Annotated in this window: 13 protein-coding genes, 2 pseudogenes and 1 other annotated feature; of the genes and pseudogenes, 14 read left to right on the top strand and 1 reads right to left on the bottom strand. The window is 44.0% G+C overall.

Going from position 1 to position 16,662, the window contains the following annotated elements; genetic code table 11:
• Nucleotides 1-257 precede the first annotated feature (257 nt).
• From ACESZG_RS03270 to cls, 5 genes are all read left to right on the top strand, one after another.
• Entirely contained in the window at nt 258-1,631 is a 1,374-nt protein-coding gene (locus tag ACESZG_RS03270) for a cell wall hydrolase (RefSeq protein WP_243104626.1), read from the top strand.
• Between the two features lie 97 nt (nt 1,632-1,728).
• Nucleotides 1,729-2,020: a binding site (T-box leader), on the top strand.
• Between the two features lie 47 nt (nt 2,021-2,067).
• On the top strand, nt 2,068-3,297 hold the full coding sequence (tyrS, locus tag ACESZG_RS03265) for a tyrosine--tRNA ligase (protein ID WP_008704520.1): 1,230 nt from the start codon (nt 2,068-2,070) through the stop codon (nt 3,295-3,297).
• Nucleotides 3,298-3,365: 68 nt separating this feature from the next.
• Nucleotides 3,366-6,005, top strand: a complete 2,640-nt coding sequence (alaS, locus tag ACESZG_RS03260; RefSeq protein WP_055059416.1) for an alanine--tRNA ligase — start codon at nt 3,366-3,368, stop codon at nt 6,003-6,005.
• A 342-nt stretch (nt 6,006-6,347) separates the two neighbouring features.
• The gene (gene rpsU / locus ACESZG_RS03255; RefSeq protein ID WP_004222305.1) at nt 6,348-6,524 is read left to right on the top strand and encodes a 30S ribosomal protein S21; all 177 of its coding nucleotides are present in this window, start codon (nt 6,348-6,350) and stop codon (nt 6,522-6,524) included.
• Between the two features lie 189 nt (nt 6,525-6,713).
• On the top strand, nt 6,714-8,201 hold the full coding sequence (gene cls, locus ACESZG_RS03250; protein WP_173684455.1) for a cardiolipin synthase: 1,488 nt from the start codon (nt 6,714-6,716) through the stop codon (nt 8,199-8,201).
• An 88-nt stretch (nt 8,202-8,289) separates the two neighbouring features.
• On the opposite strand, the pseudogene ACESZG_RS03245 reads toward cls, so the two are convergent.
• Nucleotides 8,290-8,421 (bottom strand): annotated as a pseudogene (locus ACESZG_RS03245) (DUF6783 domain-containing protein); the annotation flags it as partial.
• On the opposite strand from ACESZG_RS03245, the pseudogene ACESZG_RS03240 reads away from it, so the two are divergent.
• The 9 genes and pseudogenes from ACESZG_RS03240 to ACESZG_RS03200 all read left to right on the top strand — a co-directional run bounded on the left by ACESZG_RS03240 (nt 8,359) and on the right by ACESZG_RS03200 (nt 16,530).
• A pseudogene (locus ACESZG_RS03240) lies at nt 8,359-8,523 on the top strand (DUF6783 domain-containing protein). The pseudogenes ACESZG_RS03245 and ACESZG_RS03240 overlap by 63 nt on opposite strands.
• 13 nt (nt 8,524-8,536) lie before the next feature.
• A complete protein-coding gene (locus ACESZG_RS03235; RefSeq protein WP_195382611.1) occupies nt 8,537-9,736 on the top strand; it encodes a D-alanyl-D-alanine carboxypeptidase family protein in 1,200 nt (399 codons plus the stop codon).
• Between the two features lie 151 nt (nt 9,737-9,887).
• A complete protein-coding gene (locus ACESZG_RS03230) occupies nt 9,888-10,922 on the top strand; it encodes a molybdopterin-binding protein (protein ID WP_055053455.1) in 1,035 nt (344 codons plus the stop codon).
• Between the two features lie 58 nt (nt 10,923-10,980).
• Complete coding sequence (locus ACESZG_RS03225; protein ID WP_373217541.1) at nt 10,981-11,790, top strand: metallophosphoesterase; 810 nt, start codon at nt 10,981-10,983, stop codon at nt 11,788-11,790.
• Between the two features lie 67 nt (nt 11,791-11,857).
• A complete protein-coding gene (locus ACESZG_RS03220) occupies nt 11,858-12,649 on the top strand; it encodes a ScpA family protein (RefSeq protein ID WP_373217539.1) in 792 nt (263 codons plus the stop codon).
• A gap of 43 nt (nt 12,650-12,692) precedes the next feature.
• Entirely contained in the window at nt 12,693-13,262 is a 570-nt protein-coding gene (scpB, locus tag ACESZG_RS03215) for an SMC-Scp complex subunit ScpB (RefSeq protein WP_373217537.1), read from the top strand.
• Nucleotides 13,263-13,281: 19 nt separating this feature from the next.
• The gene (locus ACESZG_RS03210; RefSeq protein ID WP_055150133.1) at nt 13,282-14,076 is read left to right on the top strand and encodes a zinc dependent phospholipase C family protein; all 795 of its coding nucleotides are present in this window, start codon (nt 13,282-13,284) and stop codon (nt 14,074-14,076) included.
• Nucleotides 14,077-14,256: 180 nt separating this feature from the next.
• Nucleotides 14,257-15,489 carry a D-alanyl-D-alanine carboxypeptidase family protein gene (locus ACESZG_RS03205; RefSeq protein WP_243135397.1) on the top strand — a complete coding sequence of 411 codons (1,233 nt, stop codon included), beginning with the start codon at nt 14,257-14,259 and terminating at the stop codon, nt 15,487-15,489.
• Nucleotides 15,490-15,744: 255 nt separating this feature from the next.
• A complete protein-coding gene (locus tag ACESZG_RS03200) occupies nt 15,745-16,530 on the top strand; it encodes a shikimate kinase (protein WP_118633075.1) in 786 nt (261 codons plus the stop codon).
• The last annotated feature ends 132 nt before the right edge of the window (nt 16,531-16,662 follow it).

Genomic DNA, 16,662 nt, shown 5'->3' with positions numbered 1-16,662 from the left:
CCGTTTTTTTTCTTTACAATCCTATCATATGTGGAACCGCAAAAAGTGTTACAGTTTCATCATTGTTCATTATGTTCACAGTAACCAATAACCTTAAGTTCGATGCGAATTGTTGCTTTTCACAAGTTGACAATAATATATGAATCCGATATAATATACCACGTAACAAATCTGTAATGATTGAGAAAGAAATGCAACAATAACCCAATTAAAACGTAAAACAATACGTATAAAAAGAGAGGAAACGGAGAATAAGAATGAAGAAACATGGGAAACTATTGTTAAAGTATCTGCTCCTTTTTGTGATGACCGTTTTTGTAATGGGCTGTTTTAGTGTATCCGCGGCAACAAAAACAGGATTTGTCACTCAGAAAGGGAAAACCTATTACATAAACAAAGACGGTTCCAAACAGAAAGGCTGGCTGGAACTTAAGGGTAAGAAATATTACTTTAATAAGAAAACAGGAGTTCAGGTAAAAGGCTGGGTAAAAGACTCCAGCGGACAGGCAATCCGATACTTTACCAGCGGAGCCGGATATATGGTGACAGGATTTATCACTGATTCCAATGGAAATACCCGTCATTTTGATGAGACAACAGGCCTGCTGACAAGAGGCTGGCTCACAGATACAGATGAATATAAATATTATTTTTACAGCGGTTCCGGCGTTATGGCCAAAGGCTGGGTGGAGAACAAAAAAGAACAGAAACGCTATTTCAGTCAGGCCAATGGACGTATGTGTACAGGCTGGGTGAAGAGCAGTGCCGGAAATTACAGATACTTTAAGCCGTCAAATGGAATAATGTATACAGGTCTGGAGAAAATTGACTCAGACTATTACTATTTTTCAAAATCAACTGGTGTTCGTTATCAGAAAGGTTTCGGAACCGTAGGAAGTAAGAAATATTATTTCAACCCTTCAGATGGTAAGGCGAAGACAGGCTGGCTTGAGCTTGATGGAAAGAAATATTATTTTGATACATCAGGAGTGATGCTGGCAAATACCATCGCTTCCATTGACGGAACTACATACAGGTTTGATTCTGACGGTGCTGCAACAAAGACTTCCGGTAATGATTACACAGTAGAGGGCAAATATGTCAAGGTCTTTGATGCGAAGAATAATAAATACTACTATATGGAAGAAGAGTTCCTGGAACATCCGGGAATTGCAGACGGAAAGGTGTCAGATCTGGATCTTCTGGCAGCAGTGTGTGATGCAGAAGCAGGAGATCAGGGAGTCGTGGGAATGGAGGCAGTTGCGCTTTGCGTATTAAACTGTACCATTGACCAGTATAAAGAATTTCCGTCACAGATCCGTTATGTGGTATATCAGGGAAAACCTACCCAGTATGCGGTTGTCACAGACGGAGCACTTCTTAAAAGACTGAAAGGCCAGTTTGAGGACAGGACCAATGCCTATGCGGCAGCAAAGGCAGCCATGGAAGTGTTCAGTAACTATGTGAATCATGGCACAAAGAGAACACTCCCGGGATTTAAGACAAAGGATTTCAATTACAAATTCTTTATGACTCCGGCAGCATTTAAGGCACAGAACCTTAATTTCAGCAAGCTGGAATATGAACAGTACAAAGGACATGTATTCTTTGTGGACTGGATTTCAGGGTGAGTACATTAATGCTTTAAGTTGGTGAAATATGAAGAGGATTGTTATAAATTCCTTGACAAATAAATTTTGTATTTGTATACTTGCAGATATATGATATAAAAAAGCACAGATGGGAAAGAGTAACATAGGGAAAACAGACAGAGAGCTGCCGGCAGGTGAGAGGCGCGTGGGGAACTTATGTGAATACCTCCCGGAGCTCTGCACCGAACACCTCAGAGATATTGTAAGGTAAGTAGGCTGCAGCGGAGTGGCATCCGTTAACATGCTTAAGTAACAGAGAGAACCGTTGTTTATCATAACAATGGCATGGTTTGTTACTTATTGAGGCAGAGAATGCGAGTTTTCTGCGAATTTAGGTGGTATCGCGGGACCCGGTTCTCGTCCTAAAGGGACAGGAACCGGGTTGTTTTATTTTATTACGAGGAGGAAACAAACAATGACAGTTTGGGACGAGCTGAAAGCCCGTGGTCTGATTGCTCAGGTAACAGACGAAGAAGAGATCAAAGAAATGGTAAATAATGGAAAAGCCACATTTTACATTGGCTTTGACCCTACCGCAGACAGCCTTCATGTGGGACATTTCATGGCGCTCTGCCTGATGAAACGTCTGCAGATGGCGGGAAATAAACCAATCGCATTATTAGGCGGTGGAACCGGTATGATCGGTGACCCGTCCGGAAGATCTGATATGCGTCAGATGATGACAGTGGAGACCATTCAGCACAACATCGACTGCTTCAAGAAACAGATGGAGCGTTTTATCGACTTCTCAGACGGCAAGGCATTAATGGTAAACAATGCAGACTGGCTGATGAATTTAAATTATGTGGAAGTACTTCGTGATGTTGGACCACATTTCTCTGTAAACCGTATGCTCTCTCACGAGTGCTACAAACAGCGTATGGAACGTGGACTTACATTCCTTGAGTTCAACTATATGATCATGCAGAGCTACGACTTCTACATGCTGTATCAGAAATACGGCTGCACCATGCAGTTCGGCGGTGATGACCAGTGGGCAAATATGCTTGGCGGTACAGAGCTGATCCGTCGTAAACTTGGAAAAGACGCTTACGCCATGACGATCACACTTCTTCTGAACTCCGAAGGTAAGAAGATGGGTAAAACACAGTCCGGTGCTGTATGGCTTGACCCGGAGAAGACTTCTCCTTTCGATTTCTATCAGTACTGGAGAAACGTGGATGATGCAGATGTTATCAAATGTATGCGTCTCCTTACCTTCCTTCCGTTAGAAGAAATCGATGAGATGGCGAAATGGGAAGGAAGCCAGTTGAATAAAGCAAAAGAAATCCTTGCATACGAGCTGACAAATCTGGTTCATGGCGAAGAGGAAGCAAAGAAAGCGCAGGAAGGCGCAAGAGCACTTTTTGCAGGCGGCGCTGATACAGCACACATGCCGACAACTGAGCTTGCAGACGAGGACTTCTCAGAGGAAGGAACAATCGACCTGATCTCCATGCTTGTAAAAGCAGGAATGGTTCCAACACGTTCCGAGGGACGTCGTGCCATTGAGCAGGGCGGTGTTTCCATTGACGGTGAGAAGATCACAGATGTGAAATACACAGTTGCCAAAGATGCACTTACAGGTGAAGGTGTAGTGCTGAAAAAAGGCAAAAAGAAATTCAATAAAGTTCTGGCAAAATAAAAAATTCATTATAGAAATATCGGCGGATACTGCTGAACCGGTGCCGCCGATTTCAGGAGGAAAAGATTATGAAGAAATACGGAGTAAACGAACTTCGTCAGATGTTCCTGGACTTCATGGAGAGCAAAGGACATCTGGTAATGAAAAGCTTTTCCCTGGTACCACAGGGAGATAAGAGTCTTCTGCTGATCAACGCAGGTATGGCTCCGCTGAAACCATATTTTACAGGTGCTGAAATCCCGCCAAGAACAAGAGTAAGTACCTGCCAGAAATGTATTCGTACAGGTGATATCGAGAATGTAGGTAAAACCGCACGCCACGGTACATTCTTTGAGATGCTTGGTAACTTCTCCTTTGGTGATTATTTCAAGACAGAAGCCATCCACTGGTCCTGGGAATTCCTCACAGAGGTAGTAGGACTGGATGCAAACCGTCTGTATCCTTCCGTATATCTGGAAGATGATGAAGCATTTGACATCTGGAACAAAGAAATCGGAATCCCTGCTGACAGAATTTTCCGTTTTGGAAAAGAAGATAACTTCTGGGAGCATGGCGCAGGTCCCTGTGGTCCATGTTCAGAAATCTACTATGACCGTGGAGAGAAATACGGCTGCGGAAAACCTGGCTGTACAGTAGGATGTGACTGTGACCGTTACATGGAAGTATGGAACAACGTATTTACCCAGTTTGAGAACGATGGAAACGGAAATTATACAACACTGAAACAGAAGAACATTGATACAGGTATGGGTCTGGAACGTCTGGCAGTTGTTGTGCAGGACGTAGATTCCATCTTCGATGTAGATACTATCTGCGCACTGCGTAACCTGGTATGTAAGATCTCCGGAAAAGAATACGAGAAGAATTATAATGATGACGTATCCATCCGTCTGATCACAGACCATATCCGTTCTGCAACATTTATGATCTCCGACGGTATCATGCCTACAAACGAAGGCCGCGGTTATGTACTCCGCCGTCTGATCCGTCGTGCAGCACGTCACGGACGTCTTCTTGGAATCGAAGGCACCTTCCTTGCAAAATTAAGTGAAGAAGTGATCAATGGTTCCAAAGCAGGATATCCGGAGCTGGAAGAGAAGAAAGAATTTATCTTTAAAGTTCTCACAAATGAAGAAAACCAGTTCAACAAGACCATTGACCAGGGTCTTCGTATCCTTGGAGAGATGGAAGATGAGATGAAAGCAGCAGGAGAGAAAACACTTTCCGGCGAAAATGCATTCAAATTATATGATACTTACGGATTCCCGATGGATCTTACAAAAGAGATCCTTGAGGAAAAAGGATATGATATTGACGAGGCAGGCTTCCAGAAATGTATGGAAGAGCAGAGAAACAAAGCACGTTCTGCACGTGAAGTGACAAACTATATGGGTGCTGACGCAACTGTATATGATGATATTGATGTAAATGTTACAACAGAATTCGTAGGATACGATCATCTTACCTTTGATTCCAAAGTAACAGTCCTTACAACAGAGACAGAGATCGTAAACTCCCTGATGGAAGGACAGAAAGGAACAGTCTTTACAGAGCAGACTCCATTCTACGCAACTATGGGTGGACAGGTCGGAGATACAGGTGTGATCGAAACTGCAAACGGTAAGTTCGTAGTAGAAGACACCATCAAGCTTCGCGGCGGTAAATTCGGACATGTAGGTCATATGGAATCCGGTATGATCTCCACAGGCGAAACTGTTTCCCTGAAAGTGGATGAAGCTGCAAGAAGAGACACTGAGAAGAACCACAGTGCAACACATCTTCTTCAGAAAGCATTAAAGACAGTTCTTGGAAGTCATGTAGAACAGAAGGGTTCTCTGGTAACACCGGACAGACTTCGTTTCGACTTTGCTCATTTCCAGGCTATGACAGCTGATGAGATCGCGCAGGTAGAAGCGCTTGTTAATAAAGAAATCCAGGCTGGTCTTGAAGTCCGTACAGATGTTATGGATGTGGAAGAGGCTAAGAAATCCGGAGCAATGGCTCTGTTCGGAGAGAAATATGATCAGAAGGTACGTGTGGTATCCATGGGCGACTTCTCCAAGGAACTCTGCGGTGGTACTCATGTGGCAAACACAGGCAACATCATGCTGTTCAAAATTGTTTCCGAATCCGGTATTGCAGCAGGTGTGCGCCGTATTGAAGCTCTGACAGGAAATGGTGTTCTGGAATACTATAAGAAACAGGAAGAACTGCTTCATGAAGCTGCAAAAGCCCTGAAAGCAAATCCTGCAGAGATCGTAGAGAAGATCGGACATCTTCAGGGAGAAGTAAAGGCACTCTCCAGTGAGAATGAATCCTTAAAGAGCAAACTGGCTCAGGGAGCTCTGGGAGATGTTATGGATAAAGTAGTAGAAGTCAAAGGTGTGAAACTTCTTGCTGCAAAAGTAGACGGAGTGGATATGAACGGACTTCGTGACCTTGGCGACCAGCTGAAAGGCAAACTTGGTGAAGGTGTTGTCCTTCTGGCAGCAGTAAACGGTGAGAAAGTAAACCTTCTTGCAATGGCTACTGATGCAGCACAGAAAGCAGGCGCTCACGCAGGTAACCTGATCAAAGCAGTGGCAGCTATCGTAGGCGGTGGCGGCGGCGGACGTCCGAACATGGCTCAGGCCGGCGGAAAGAACCCTGCCAAAGCTCAGGAAGCCGTAGATGCAGCAGCAGGAATCCTTGAAGGTCAGATAAAGTAAAAATTGTTACTGCTCACTTTGTGACCAGCAACACGCTTCGCGATGCAGGAAATATGAACCTCCTTGTGCAATGCCCAAGGAGTATCGTTTGCTTCGCAAACTTAATTTATGCTAATCGCATAAATTCGCGCGGTATGTCTCGGGATTTTGGCATATACATGCCAAAACACCTCGCGGGATAGTGGCGTGTGAATAGTAACTAAAAAAATCTGCAAAATTTAACCAAAAAAATGTTGACGAACCCACAGGCAATGATATATAATATCACTTGTGCAAGAAAAAATACCCAGACAGTTGTATTTTAGCACAATCTACAACTGGAGGGAGGTTAGGTGTGAGTCTATGTCAAACGTAATCGTAAAAGAGAACGAGACTTTAGATAGCGCTCTTCGCAGATTCAAGAGAAGCTGTGCAAAAGCAGGAATCCAGCAGGAAATCCGCAAAAGAGAGCATTACGAGAAACCAAGCGTTCGTCGTAAAAAGAAATCTGAAGCCGCAAGAAAACGTAAATATAATTAATTGTGCGCAAAAATCCCTGGCAGTTTTGTCAGGGATTTTTATCATAATTTGGACAATAATCAGGGGAAGGAAGTAATCTTGAAGGCAGAAAATAACAAAATACTTAAAGAAAAGAAAAACTGGATCCTTTTACTGTTTAAAAAACTGGCAAAGCTGATTTTCAACAGAATCTTTTATGTTGCGGTTGCAATGCTTGTCCAGCTCGGATGGATCTTAATGATGGTACTGCGTCTGGCCGCTTATTCCAGATATATTGATATCGGATTGAGGCTGATAGGTATTGTGCTGGTATTGTGGATTTTGAATAAGGAAATAAATCCTTCCTATAAACTGGCCTGGACCATGCTGATCCTGATCCTGCCAATCCTTGGAGTGGTATTATATTTTGTATTTGGACGTTCCAGGATCGCTGCGATCATGCAGCAGCATTTTGAACAGAGGATTGAGGAGAGCAGGGAGTATCTGCGGGATCGGCCACAGACGAGGCAGAAGCTGGAGGCTCTGGATCCCTCGGCTTCAAATCAGTCCAGATATATTTCGGATGTTTCCAGATTTCCGGTCCATGAGAACACAACTGCAGAGTATTTTCAGGTAGGAGACGATATGTTTCCGGTGCTTGTGAGGGAACTGAAACAGGCGAAGAAATACATTTTTATTGAATATTTCATTATCAATGATGGGGTGATGTGGCAGACAATCCTGAATATTCTGGAAAAGAAAGCTGCGGAGGGTGTGGATGTGCGCCTGATCTATGATGGATTTGGCTGTCTCACAACACTTCCCCATAAATATTATGAAGAGCTTCAGAAAAAAGGAATCAAATGTCAGGTATTTAATCCTTTCCGTCCCATTTTGAATATTATCCAGAATAACCGGGATCACAGGAAGCTCTGTATCATTGACGGATGGGTTGGATTTACGGGAGGCATCAATCTTGCAGATGAATATATCAACCAGAAAGAGCGTTTCGGACACTGGAAGGATACCGCTGTTATGCTCAAGGGAGAAGCTGTCTGGAATATGACGGTAATGTTTCTCCATATGTGGGCGGTGATCGGCAGATCTGAAGAAAGTATTGATTATGAAGCCTATTTTCCCCACAGATATCATGAGGGAGAATTTGAGAGTGACGGATTTGTCCAGCCATTCTGTGATACACCTCTGGATGAGGAGGTTGTCGGTGAAGATGTATATCTGAACATTATCAACAAAGCAAAAAAATATGTATATATCTGTACTCCCTATCTGATCATAGATAATGAGATGATGACTGCCCTCTGTCTGGCAGCCAAAAGCGGGGTGGACGTGCGTATTATGACGCCGGGAATCCCTGACAAGAAGCTGGTATTTATCCTTACCCAATCCTATTACAGACAGCTTCTGGAAGCCGGTGTAAAGATTTATGAATATCAGCCCGGTTTCCTTCACGCAAAATCCTTTGTGAGTGATGATGAGATTGGAGTTGTGGGAACCATCAACCTGGACTATCGAAGTCTTTATCTTCATTTTGAGGATGGTGTATGGATCTACAGAAACAGAGTAATACAGGATATCAAAGATGATTTTATCCAGACTATGGAATATTGCAGGCAGATAGAACCGGAATTCTGCCTGAACAGAAATATAGGGCTGCGTATCATGCAGAATATTTTCCGCGCATTTGCGCCACTGATGTAAAATGAGCACTGAAAATCGTATTTTTATGGTTTTCAGTGCTTTTTATCTGATTATGATCAGGTATCGGATTGGATTAAGATGCATTATTTTATTGGATTGCTATATAATGAATAAAGAAAGTAGTCTTAGAGCGTGTCTGAAAAAGGCTTTCTGCAAGATGTGCGTCACAATTTGTGGGATATTTTGCCCGGATGAGGGCGCCGTAGCGGGCTACGGCAACTGAATTCGGGTGAAATATCCCGCAAAGTGGGGCGTGCAGATTGCGGGAATGATTTTTCAGACACGCTCCAGAGCGTGCGCCGGCAGCCTGCCGGTACATTGATCGGAGAGAGAATATGCGAAAAAAATGGATCTCCATAATATGCGCTGTGATCATCATGGTCTGCACTATCATTACCCCTGCTTATGCCGCCGGAATCTTTTTGCCCGAGGAAAGCAATACCAGACAGGCAGAATCCACAGATCTTATTGAAGCACCATCAGGAATCTTAATGGAAGCGCAGACAGGAACAGTCGTTTATCAGAAGGATGCGGATACCAGACGAAGCCCTGCCAGTATCACGAAGATCATGACTCTGATCCTGATCTTTGATGCTCTGGATAAAGGCAGCCTGAAAATGGACGACACAGTCACAACCAGTGCACATGCAAAGTCAATGGGCGGTTCTCAGGTGTTTCTGGAGGAGGGGGAAATCCAGACAGTGGAAACCCTGATCAAATGCATTGTAATTGCGTCAGGAAACGATGCCAGTGTAGCAATGGCAGAGCATATCTGCGGCAGTGAACAGGAATTTGTCCGCCACATGAATGAACGGGCAGAAGGACTTGGGATGAAAAATACTCATTTTGAAGACTGCTGTGGTCTGACAGAATCTCCCGATCATTACACAACAGCCAGGGACATTGCCATCATGAGCAGGGAACTGATCACAAAATATCCGAAAATTCTGGAATATTCTTCCATATGGATGGAAAATATCACCCATGTGACCAGGCAGGGGACAAAAGAATTCGGACTTACCAATACCAACAAACTGATCCGCAGCTATGAGGGCTGTGTCGGTCTGAAGACAGGAAGCACCAGCATTGCAAAATACTGCCTCAGCGCAGTTGCCAAAAGAAATGACATTACTCTGATCGCAGTAGTGATGGCAGCCCCGGACTATAAAGTGCGATTTAAAGATGCAGCCTCCATGTTAAATTATGGATTTTCAAAATGCAGCCTGTACATAGATAAGAAAATGGAAGCTCTGCCTGAGATCCCGGTCAGAAATGGAAAGAAAAAGACGGTTTCCCTGGTTTATGAAGAACAGTTCCACTATCTGGACACCACAGGACAGAATATCGGAAATGTAAAAAGAAAGCTGAGGATCCACAGGGAAGTAAAGGCCCCGGTGAAAAAGAACACCCTGGCAGGGGAGATGATCTATTCCGTCGATGGGAAGGAACTGGGAAGAGTGCGGATCCTTTATGGGGAAAATGCAGGAAAAGCCACATATCCGGACTGCCTGAAAAAAGTCTTCATGAGATTGTAAACGTTACTGAGAACAGAGTGAACAGTAACCTGTAAACAAAAAGTATTTTGGACAATTCTATAATTTTTTGACAAAGGACAGCAATCCGATGTATAATAAAATCCAAATGGGTATTGAGGGAAATAAAAAACAAAAGGAAGGTACTATATTAATGAAAGAAATCCGTACAGAAGATGCCGTAGGGCACATTTTGTGCCATGACATCACACAGATTATCAAAGATGTAAAAAAAGGGGTGCTTTTTAAGAAAGGTCATATTGTCAGAGAAGAGGATATTCCTCTGTTACTCTCTGTAGGAAAAGAACATTTATATGTGTGGGAGAAGAAAGAAGGAATCCTTCATGAGAATGAAGGCGCAGAGATCCTTTATAAGATCTGTGCCGGAGATTCGGACACCATGCATGGTTCTGATATAAAAGAGGGAAAGATCGAGCTGATCGCAGACATTGACGGAGTGCTTAAGATCCGCAGAGAAGCTCTGCTGGCTGTCAACTCACTTGGAGAGATGATGATCGCATCCCGCCATGGAGATTTTCCTGTAAAGAAGGGCGACAAACTGGCAGGAACCAGAATTATCCCTCTGGTGATCGAGAAGGAGAAAATGGATCGTGCAGCAGAGGTGGCAGGCACAGAGCCGATCTTTTCCATTTTGCCATATAAGAAGAAAAAGGTGGGTATCGTAACAACAGGAAGTGAAGTGCAGAAAGGTCTGATCACTGACACCTTCACTCCTGTACTGAGAGATAAATTTGCAAAATTTCCATCAGAGGTCATCGGTCAGACAAAACCGGGTGACGATATGGAACAGATAACAGCCGACATCCTGAAATTTATTGAAGAGGGAGCCGATATGGTAGTCTGCAGCGGTGGAATGAGCGTAGATCCGGATGACAGAACTCCGGGTGCGATCAAAGCAACAGGAACCCGCATCGTATCTTACGGTGCACCCGTACTTCCGGGAGCTATGATGCTGGTTTCCTATTATGAGAAAGACGGCAGGCAGATACCGATCCTTGGGCTTCCGGGATGTGTTATGTATGCAAAGAATACCATCTTTGATCTGCTTCTGCCGAGACTGATGGCAGATGATGAGATCACATTATCAGAGATTAACCAACTTGGAGAGGGTGGACTCTGCCTGAACTGTGATGTCTGTACATTCCCGAACTGCGGATTCGGAAAATAATATCCCGCAGAATGCGTTGTCAGACACAAAGTGAACATAAAGGGAAAAGAAAACTTGCATGAAAAGATTTAAAACCGTACATTATACAATCCATTCTAACAAAATAAAGGATGCGAGAGGCATCAGATTTGCGGTGCTCGCAGATCTTCATGGCATGGAATTTGGCCCTGATAACAGAAAGCTTCTGGAGACGATCCACCGGTACAGACCGGATGGGATTCTCATTGCCGGTGATATGATCGTGAGAAATGATTCTGCTTCTTTAAAGACTGCATCATCTCTTCTGAGGAGCCTTGCTCAGCAGTATCCGGTTTATTATGCATTGGGAAACCATGAATATAAGCTGTACAGGACAGATCCTCAGGAGAACTGTATGGCAGCCCGATATCAGGAATATGAAAAGGAGCTGAAGACAGCCGGGATCCATATCCTGCATAATGAATCCTGCAGCCTGCAGGTGGGAAAAACCAGCCTTACTGTCTATGGTCTGGAAGTACCTCTGATCTATTATAAAAAGCCATTTTCTCCACAGCTTAAAAGAGAGGAAGTCAGGGAATTGATCGGAGAACCATCTTCCGATTCCCTGAATATTCTTCTGGCCCACAGTCCCAAATATGGAGAAACCTATTTTGACTGGGGGGCAGATCTGATCCTGAGCGGGCATTATCATGGAGGGATTGTAAGAATTGGCAGGCACAATGGGCTGCTTTCCCCACAGCTTCATCCATTTCCGAAGTTCTGCTGCGGAGATTTCCACAGGAAGGAACAGCATATGCTGGTAAGCGCAGGAGCAGGGGAACACACCATACCTGTAAGGATCCATAATCCCAGGGAATTGCTAATGGTGGATCTGAAACCGAATGTCTGAGAATATTGTTACTGTCTGCTGACTGTATGGCAGCGAAATATTTACTTGAAAAGGAAAAGACTGTGCTATGGGAATTCCGGTAAAGCTGGAAGTATTTGAAGGTCCTCTGGATCTCTTACTGCACCTTATCGAAAAAAATAAAATAGATATCTATGATATCCCCATCGTGGAGATCACAGATCAGTATATGGAATACATCCATGCCATGGAGCGGGAAGACCTTGGAATCATGAGTGAGTTTATGGTTATGGCAGCCACATTGCTGGATATCAAGTGTAAAATGCTTCTCCCGAAAGAAGTCAATGAGGAGGGAGAAGAGGAAGATCCAAGAGCGGAACTGGTGGAGAAACTTCTGGAATATAAGACGTATAAGTTTATGTCCTATGAGCTGAAGGACAAGATGGACGATGCGGCAAATGTATTCTTTAAAGAGCCCACTCTTCCCGATGAGGTACTGCAGTACAGAGAGCCTGTAGATCCAAAGGAACTTCTGGCAGGTCTCACACTGGAGAAGCTGAATGCAATCTACAAGTCCATCATCCGCAGGCAGGAAGACAAGGTCGATCCTATCCGAAGCAAATTCGGAACCATCGAGAAGGAAGAGGTCAGTCTGTCTGATAAGATGATAGAGATCAAAGATTTTGCCCGTACCCATCGGAAATTCAGCTTTCGAAATCTCCTGGAGAGTCAGTGCTCGAAAGTACAGGTAATCGTCACCTTTCTATCCATACTGGAACTGATGAAAATGGGACATATCCATGTGGAGCAGGACGGGCTGTTTGACGATATCTCTGTTGAAGTACAGACAGACCCGGATACATGGAAGAATCTTACAGAATTTGCGGAAGATGAACCATAGAATACAGAGATCAATATGTAATAAAAGGAATGAGGAAGACTGAGTGAAGATTAAGGAGACAGAAGCTGCGATAGAAGCAATACTTTTTGCAATGGGCGGTTCCGTAGAACTGCCCCGGATCGCCAGAGCCATCGGTGTGGACGAGAAGACAACAGGAAGGATCATCCGCAATATGATGGACCGTTATCAGGAAGAGAACAGAGGCATCCAGATCATAGAGCTGGAGAATTCTTTCCAGATGTGTACAAAGAAAGAATATTATCAGTATCTGATCAATATTGCCCTGCATCCTCAGAAACCGGCACTGTCAGATGTTATGCTGGAAACCTTATCCATCATTGCATACAAACAGCCGGTTACAAAGGCGGAGATCGAGAAGATCCGAGGGGTAAAATGTGACCACGCCATCAACAAGCTGGTAGAATACAGTCTGGTCAGGGAATTGGGGCGTCTGGATGCCCCCGGACGTCCGATCCTGCTTGGAACTACGGAAGAGTTTCTGCGTTGCTTCGGCGTACAGGATCTTGAATCCCTGCCTGTCCCTGACCCTGTCCAGATAGAGGACTTTAAGGCAGAGGCAGAGGAAGAAATCCAGCTGAAACTGGATATGTAAGATAAAGGAGAAAAAACTAATGCCAACCACATATGCGCATGATTTATTTGGAAAAGAAGTATATAAGAGACTGCCTTCAGATATGAAAGCCCTGATCCGCAGACATGGGGACTTGTACAGGATCGGTTTACATGGGCCGGATATCCTGTTCTACTATATGGTTTCAAAGAATCCTGTCACCCAGTTCGGGATTGAGATGCATCATGAGAAGGCAAGAGCCTTTTTTGAAGAAGGGATGCGGCAGGTCAGAAGAAATGATGATGAGGCACTTTTTGCATATCTTCTTGGGTTTGGCTGTCATTATATTCTGGACTCCGCATGCCATCCCTATGTAAATAAGATGGCTGCAGAAGGCGTCATTCCTCACATTGTTCTGGAGAAGGAATTTGACCGTGTGCTTATGGAAGAGACAGGCAAAGATCCTGACCATTATTATCCGGCCTGCGGGATCATGCCGAAGATGGAATATGCCAGAGTGATCCACAGGGCCATTCCTCTGGTGAAAACCATAAACATTTATATTTCTGTCAGGATGATGAAAATTCTTACCAATTTCATGGTGTGTGATGACCATGGAAGAAAACGCAGGATTCTGGGGAAACTTCTGAGACTGGGAGGAGAGTCCATCGGCTCTGTCATTGAACATTTCATGACTGCCGAAGCAGTAGAGCAGGCAAAAGCTCCCATGCCTGAACTTGAGAGGCTTTACAGAGAGGCGGTTCCTGAAGCTGTGGAATATCTGGGAGAACTTTATACCTTAAGAGAGGGAGCTTATCATCTGAGCAAAAGATGGGACCGGACTTATAACGGGTAATGGGCATATCCCGATATTTTTCGGAACTGTGACAGTCATATTCCGGACATGCAGGCATAAATTATCTTATAGGGTGAAGCAAAATCCTGCAGATATCCTGTAAACAACAGATCTGTGAATAACCGTAAATTATGAACAGTGATATTCATGGATTGCCAGCATGTGAGGTGGAGTATGAGAATGAAACATATTGCCGCTGTCATTGTTGTGACGGCGGTATTATTGTTTACGCAGACATACACCTCCGCCCGGGGAGCGGAGTACAAAATACCTCAGACAGTAGACATGACACCTGTTGCAGAAGAACCGGCAGAACTGTACGCATTATCAGCAGTCCTCATGGACGGAGAGTCCGGCAGAGTACTCTATGAAAAGGACGGGGAGCGTCCTCTGGCAAATGCCAGCACAACCAAGGTGCTTACCTGTATTGTGGCACTGGAGAACTCTCCGGGGGATGATTATGTTCAGGTTTCTCAGAATGCGGCATCCCAGCCGGAAGTAAAGCTGGGACTTCAGAAAGGAGAACAGTATTATCTGGAGGATCTTCTGTATTCCCTTATGCTGAAAAGCCACAATGATACAGCGGTTGCCATTGCAGAACACTGCGGGGGAAGCGTGGAAGGCTTTGCCAGAATGCTTAACCGGAAAGCAAAACAGATAGGATGTAAGGATACGTATTTTATCACACCCAATGGTCTGGATGCTGAGGATGAGAATGGAAAACATCACACAACAGCCAGAGATCTGGCACTGATCATGCGATATGCTGTTAAAAACGAAACATTCCTGCACATTGCACAGACCAGAGACTATACATTCTCTGAGATCACAGGAAAGAGAACCTTTTCCGTACATAATGCCAATGCATTTCTCGACATGAGAGACGGAGTTCTTGCCGGAAAAACAGGCTATACTTCCCAGGCTGGCTACTGTTATGTATGTGCATGGGAAAAAGAGGGCAAAACATTTATCGTCAGTCTCCTTGGCTGTGGGTGGCCCAACCACAAAACCTATAAATGGAGTGACACAAAGAAACTGCTGGACTTCGGAGATTACAACTATGAGTACGAAACCTACTGGAAAGAACCACAGACCGGAAAAATTCTGGTGACAGACGGTGTGGAAGATGATCAGGATATAGGAAAGAAAATCTATCTGAGGGGTAAATGCAGTGTAACTGCATATGACAGGGAAAAAGAAGTCCTTCTGAAAAAAGGGGAAACTGTAACCTGTAAAATAGAAATTCCGCAGAAAGTCAGTGCGCCGGTTCTTAAGGGGGAGAAGCTTGGCCGAATAGCCTATTACCTGGATGGAAAACTGATAGATTCTTATCCGGTCTATGCGGAGAAATCAGTGGAAAAAATCAGTTTTAAATGGTACACTGAAAAAGTATTTCATGATTTTTTCCATTAGATACATTTATATGGGAACCTTAAAGAACCGTCATCAGAGTCTTGCCATAGAATTGTTTGTCGAATTCATAGAAAAAAACTATCGAACAGATGAAACAATTTAATGGTTTAAAGGGTTGCTATACAAAAGCGATATTGATATAATAAATCTTAACAGTCGGCATTCATATATTGCCGTTCGTGAATAGTTTATGTCAGTCTGTGGCTGATCTGCGGTCTGCTGCAAGCTGACATAGGAAAGACAGAGGAAAGAGATATGAATCAGTTAGAAATACTCAGAGAGAGTCTTGGCCAGTGTGATGAGATCATTCTGGATGCACTTATCATGCGTAACAGGATCGTGGAGGACATTATGGCATATAAAGAAGCCAACGGACTCCAGATCTTACAGCCTGAGCAGGAAGCGAAGCAGAAAGAATGGCTGGAGAAGAGAATGGAAGGCAGACGCCATAAGGATGAGGTTTCCGATGTATTTGAATGCATCCGCACAAACAGTAAACGGATCCAGGCAAGAAAACTCTTCAACTACAACATCGTGCTGATCGGTTTCATGGGTGCGGGAAAGTCCACAATTTCTGATTTCCTTAAGAATGTATTTGCCATGGATGTGGTAGAGATGGATCAGATCATTGCCCAGAGACAGGGAATGAGTATTTCCGATATCTTCGAGACATACGGTGAGCAGTATTTCCGTGATCTTGAGACAAATTTGCTTATCGAAATGCAGTCACGCAGCAATGTTGTGATCTCCTGCGGCGGTGGTACTCCAATGAGAGAGTGCAATGTAGTAGAGATGAAGAAGAATGGCCGTGTTGTTCTCCTCACAGCAAAACCGGAGACAATCCTTGACCGCGTCAAAAATAATCATGACCGTCCGCTGATCGAGAACAATAAGACTGTTCCATTTATCGCAGATCTGATGGAGAAACGCCGCGCCAAATACGAGGCGGCAGCAGACATTATCATCGAGACAGACGGCAAGAACGAACTGGAAATCTGCGAAGAACTGGTACACAGACTTCGTACTATGGATGAGAAATAATTAAGAAATACAATAACGGGGATTGCTTTACATAGCTTGATGATAAGTTATGGAGAGTAGTCCCTGTTTTTTATACGGATACTTTCGTATGTTTAATTGAATCAAGTAAGTACTTTGCTTTAATTGCAAGTA

The organism is Blautia sp. Marseille-P2398 (genome assembly GCF_964240315.1).
Taxonomy (GTDB): domain Bacteria; phylum Bacillota; class Clostridia; order Lachnospirales; family Lachnospiraceae; genus Blautia_A; species Blautia_A wexlerae.
This window is presented reverse-complemented; position numbering and strand designations above follow the sequence as displayed.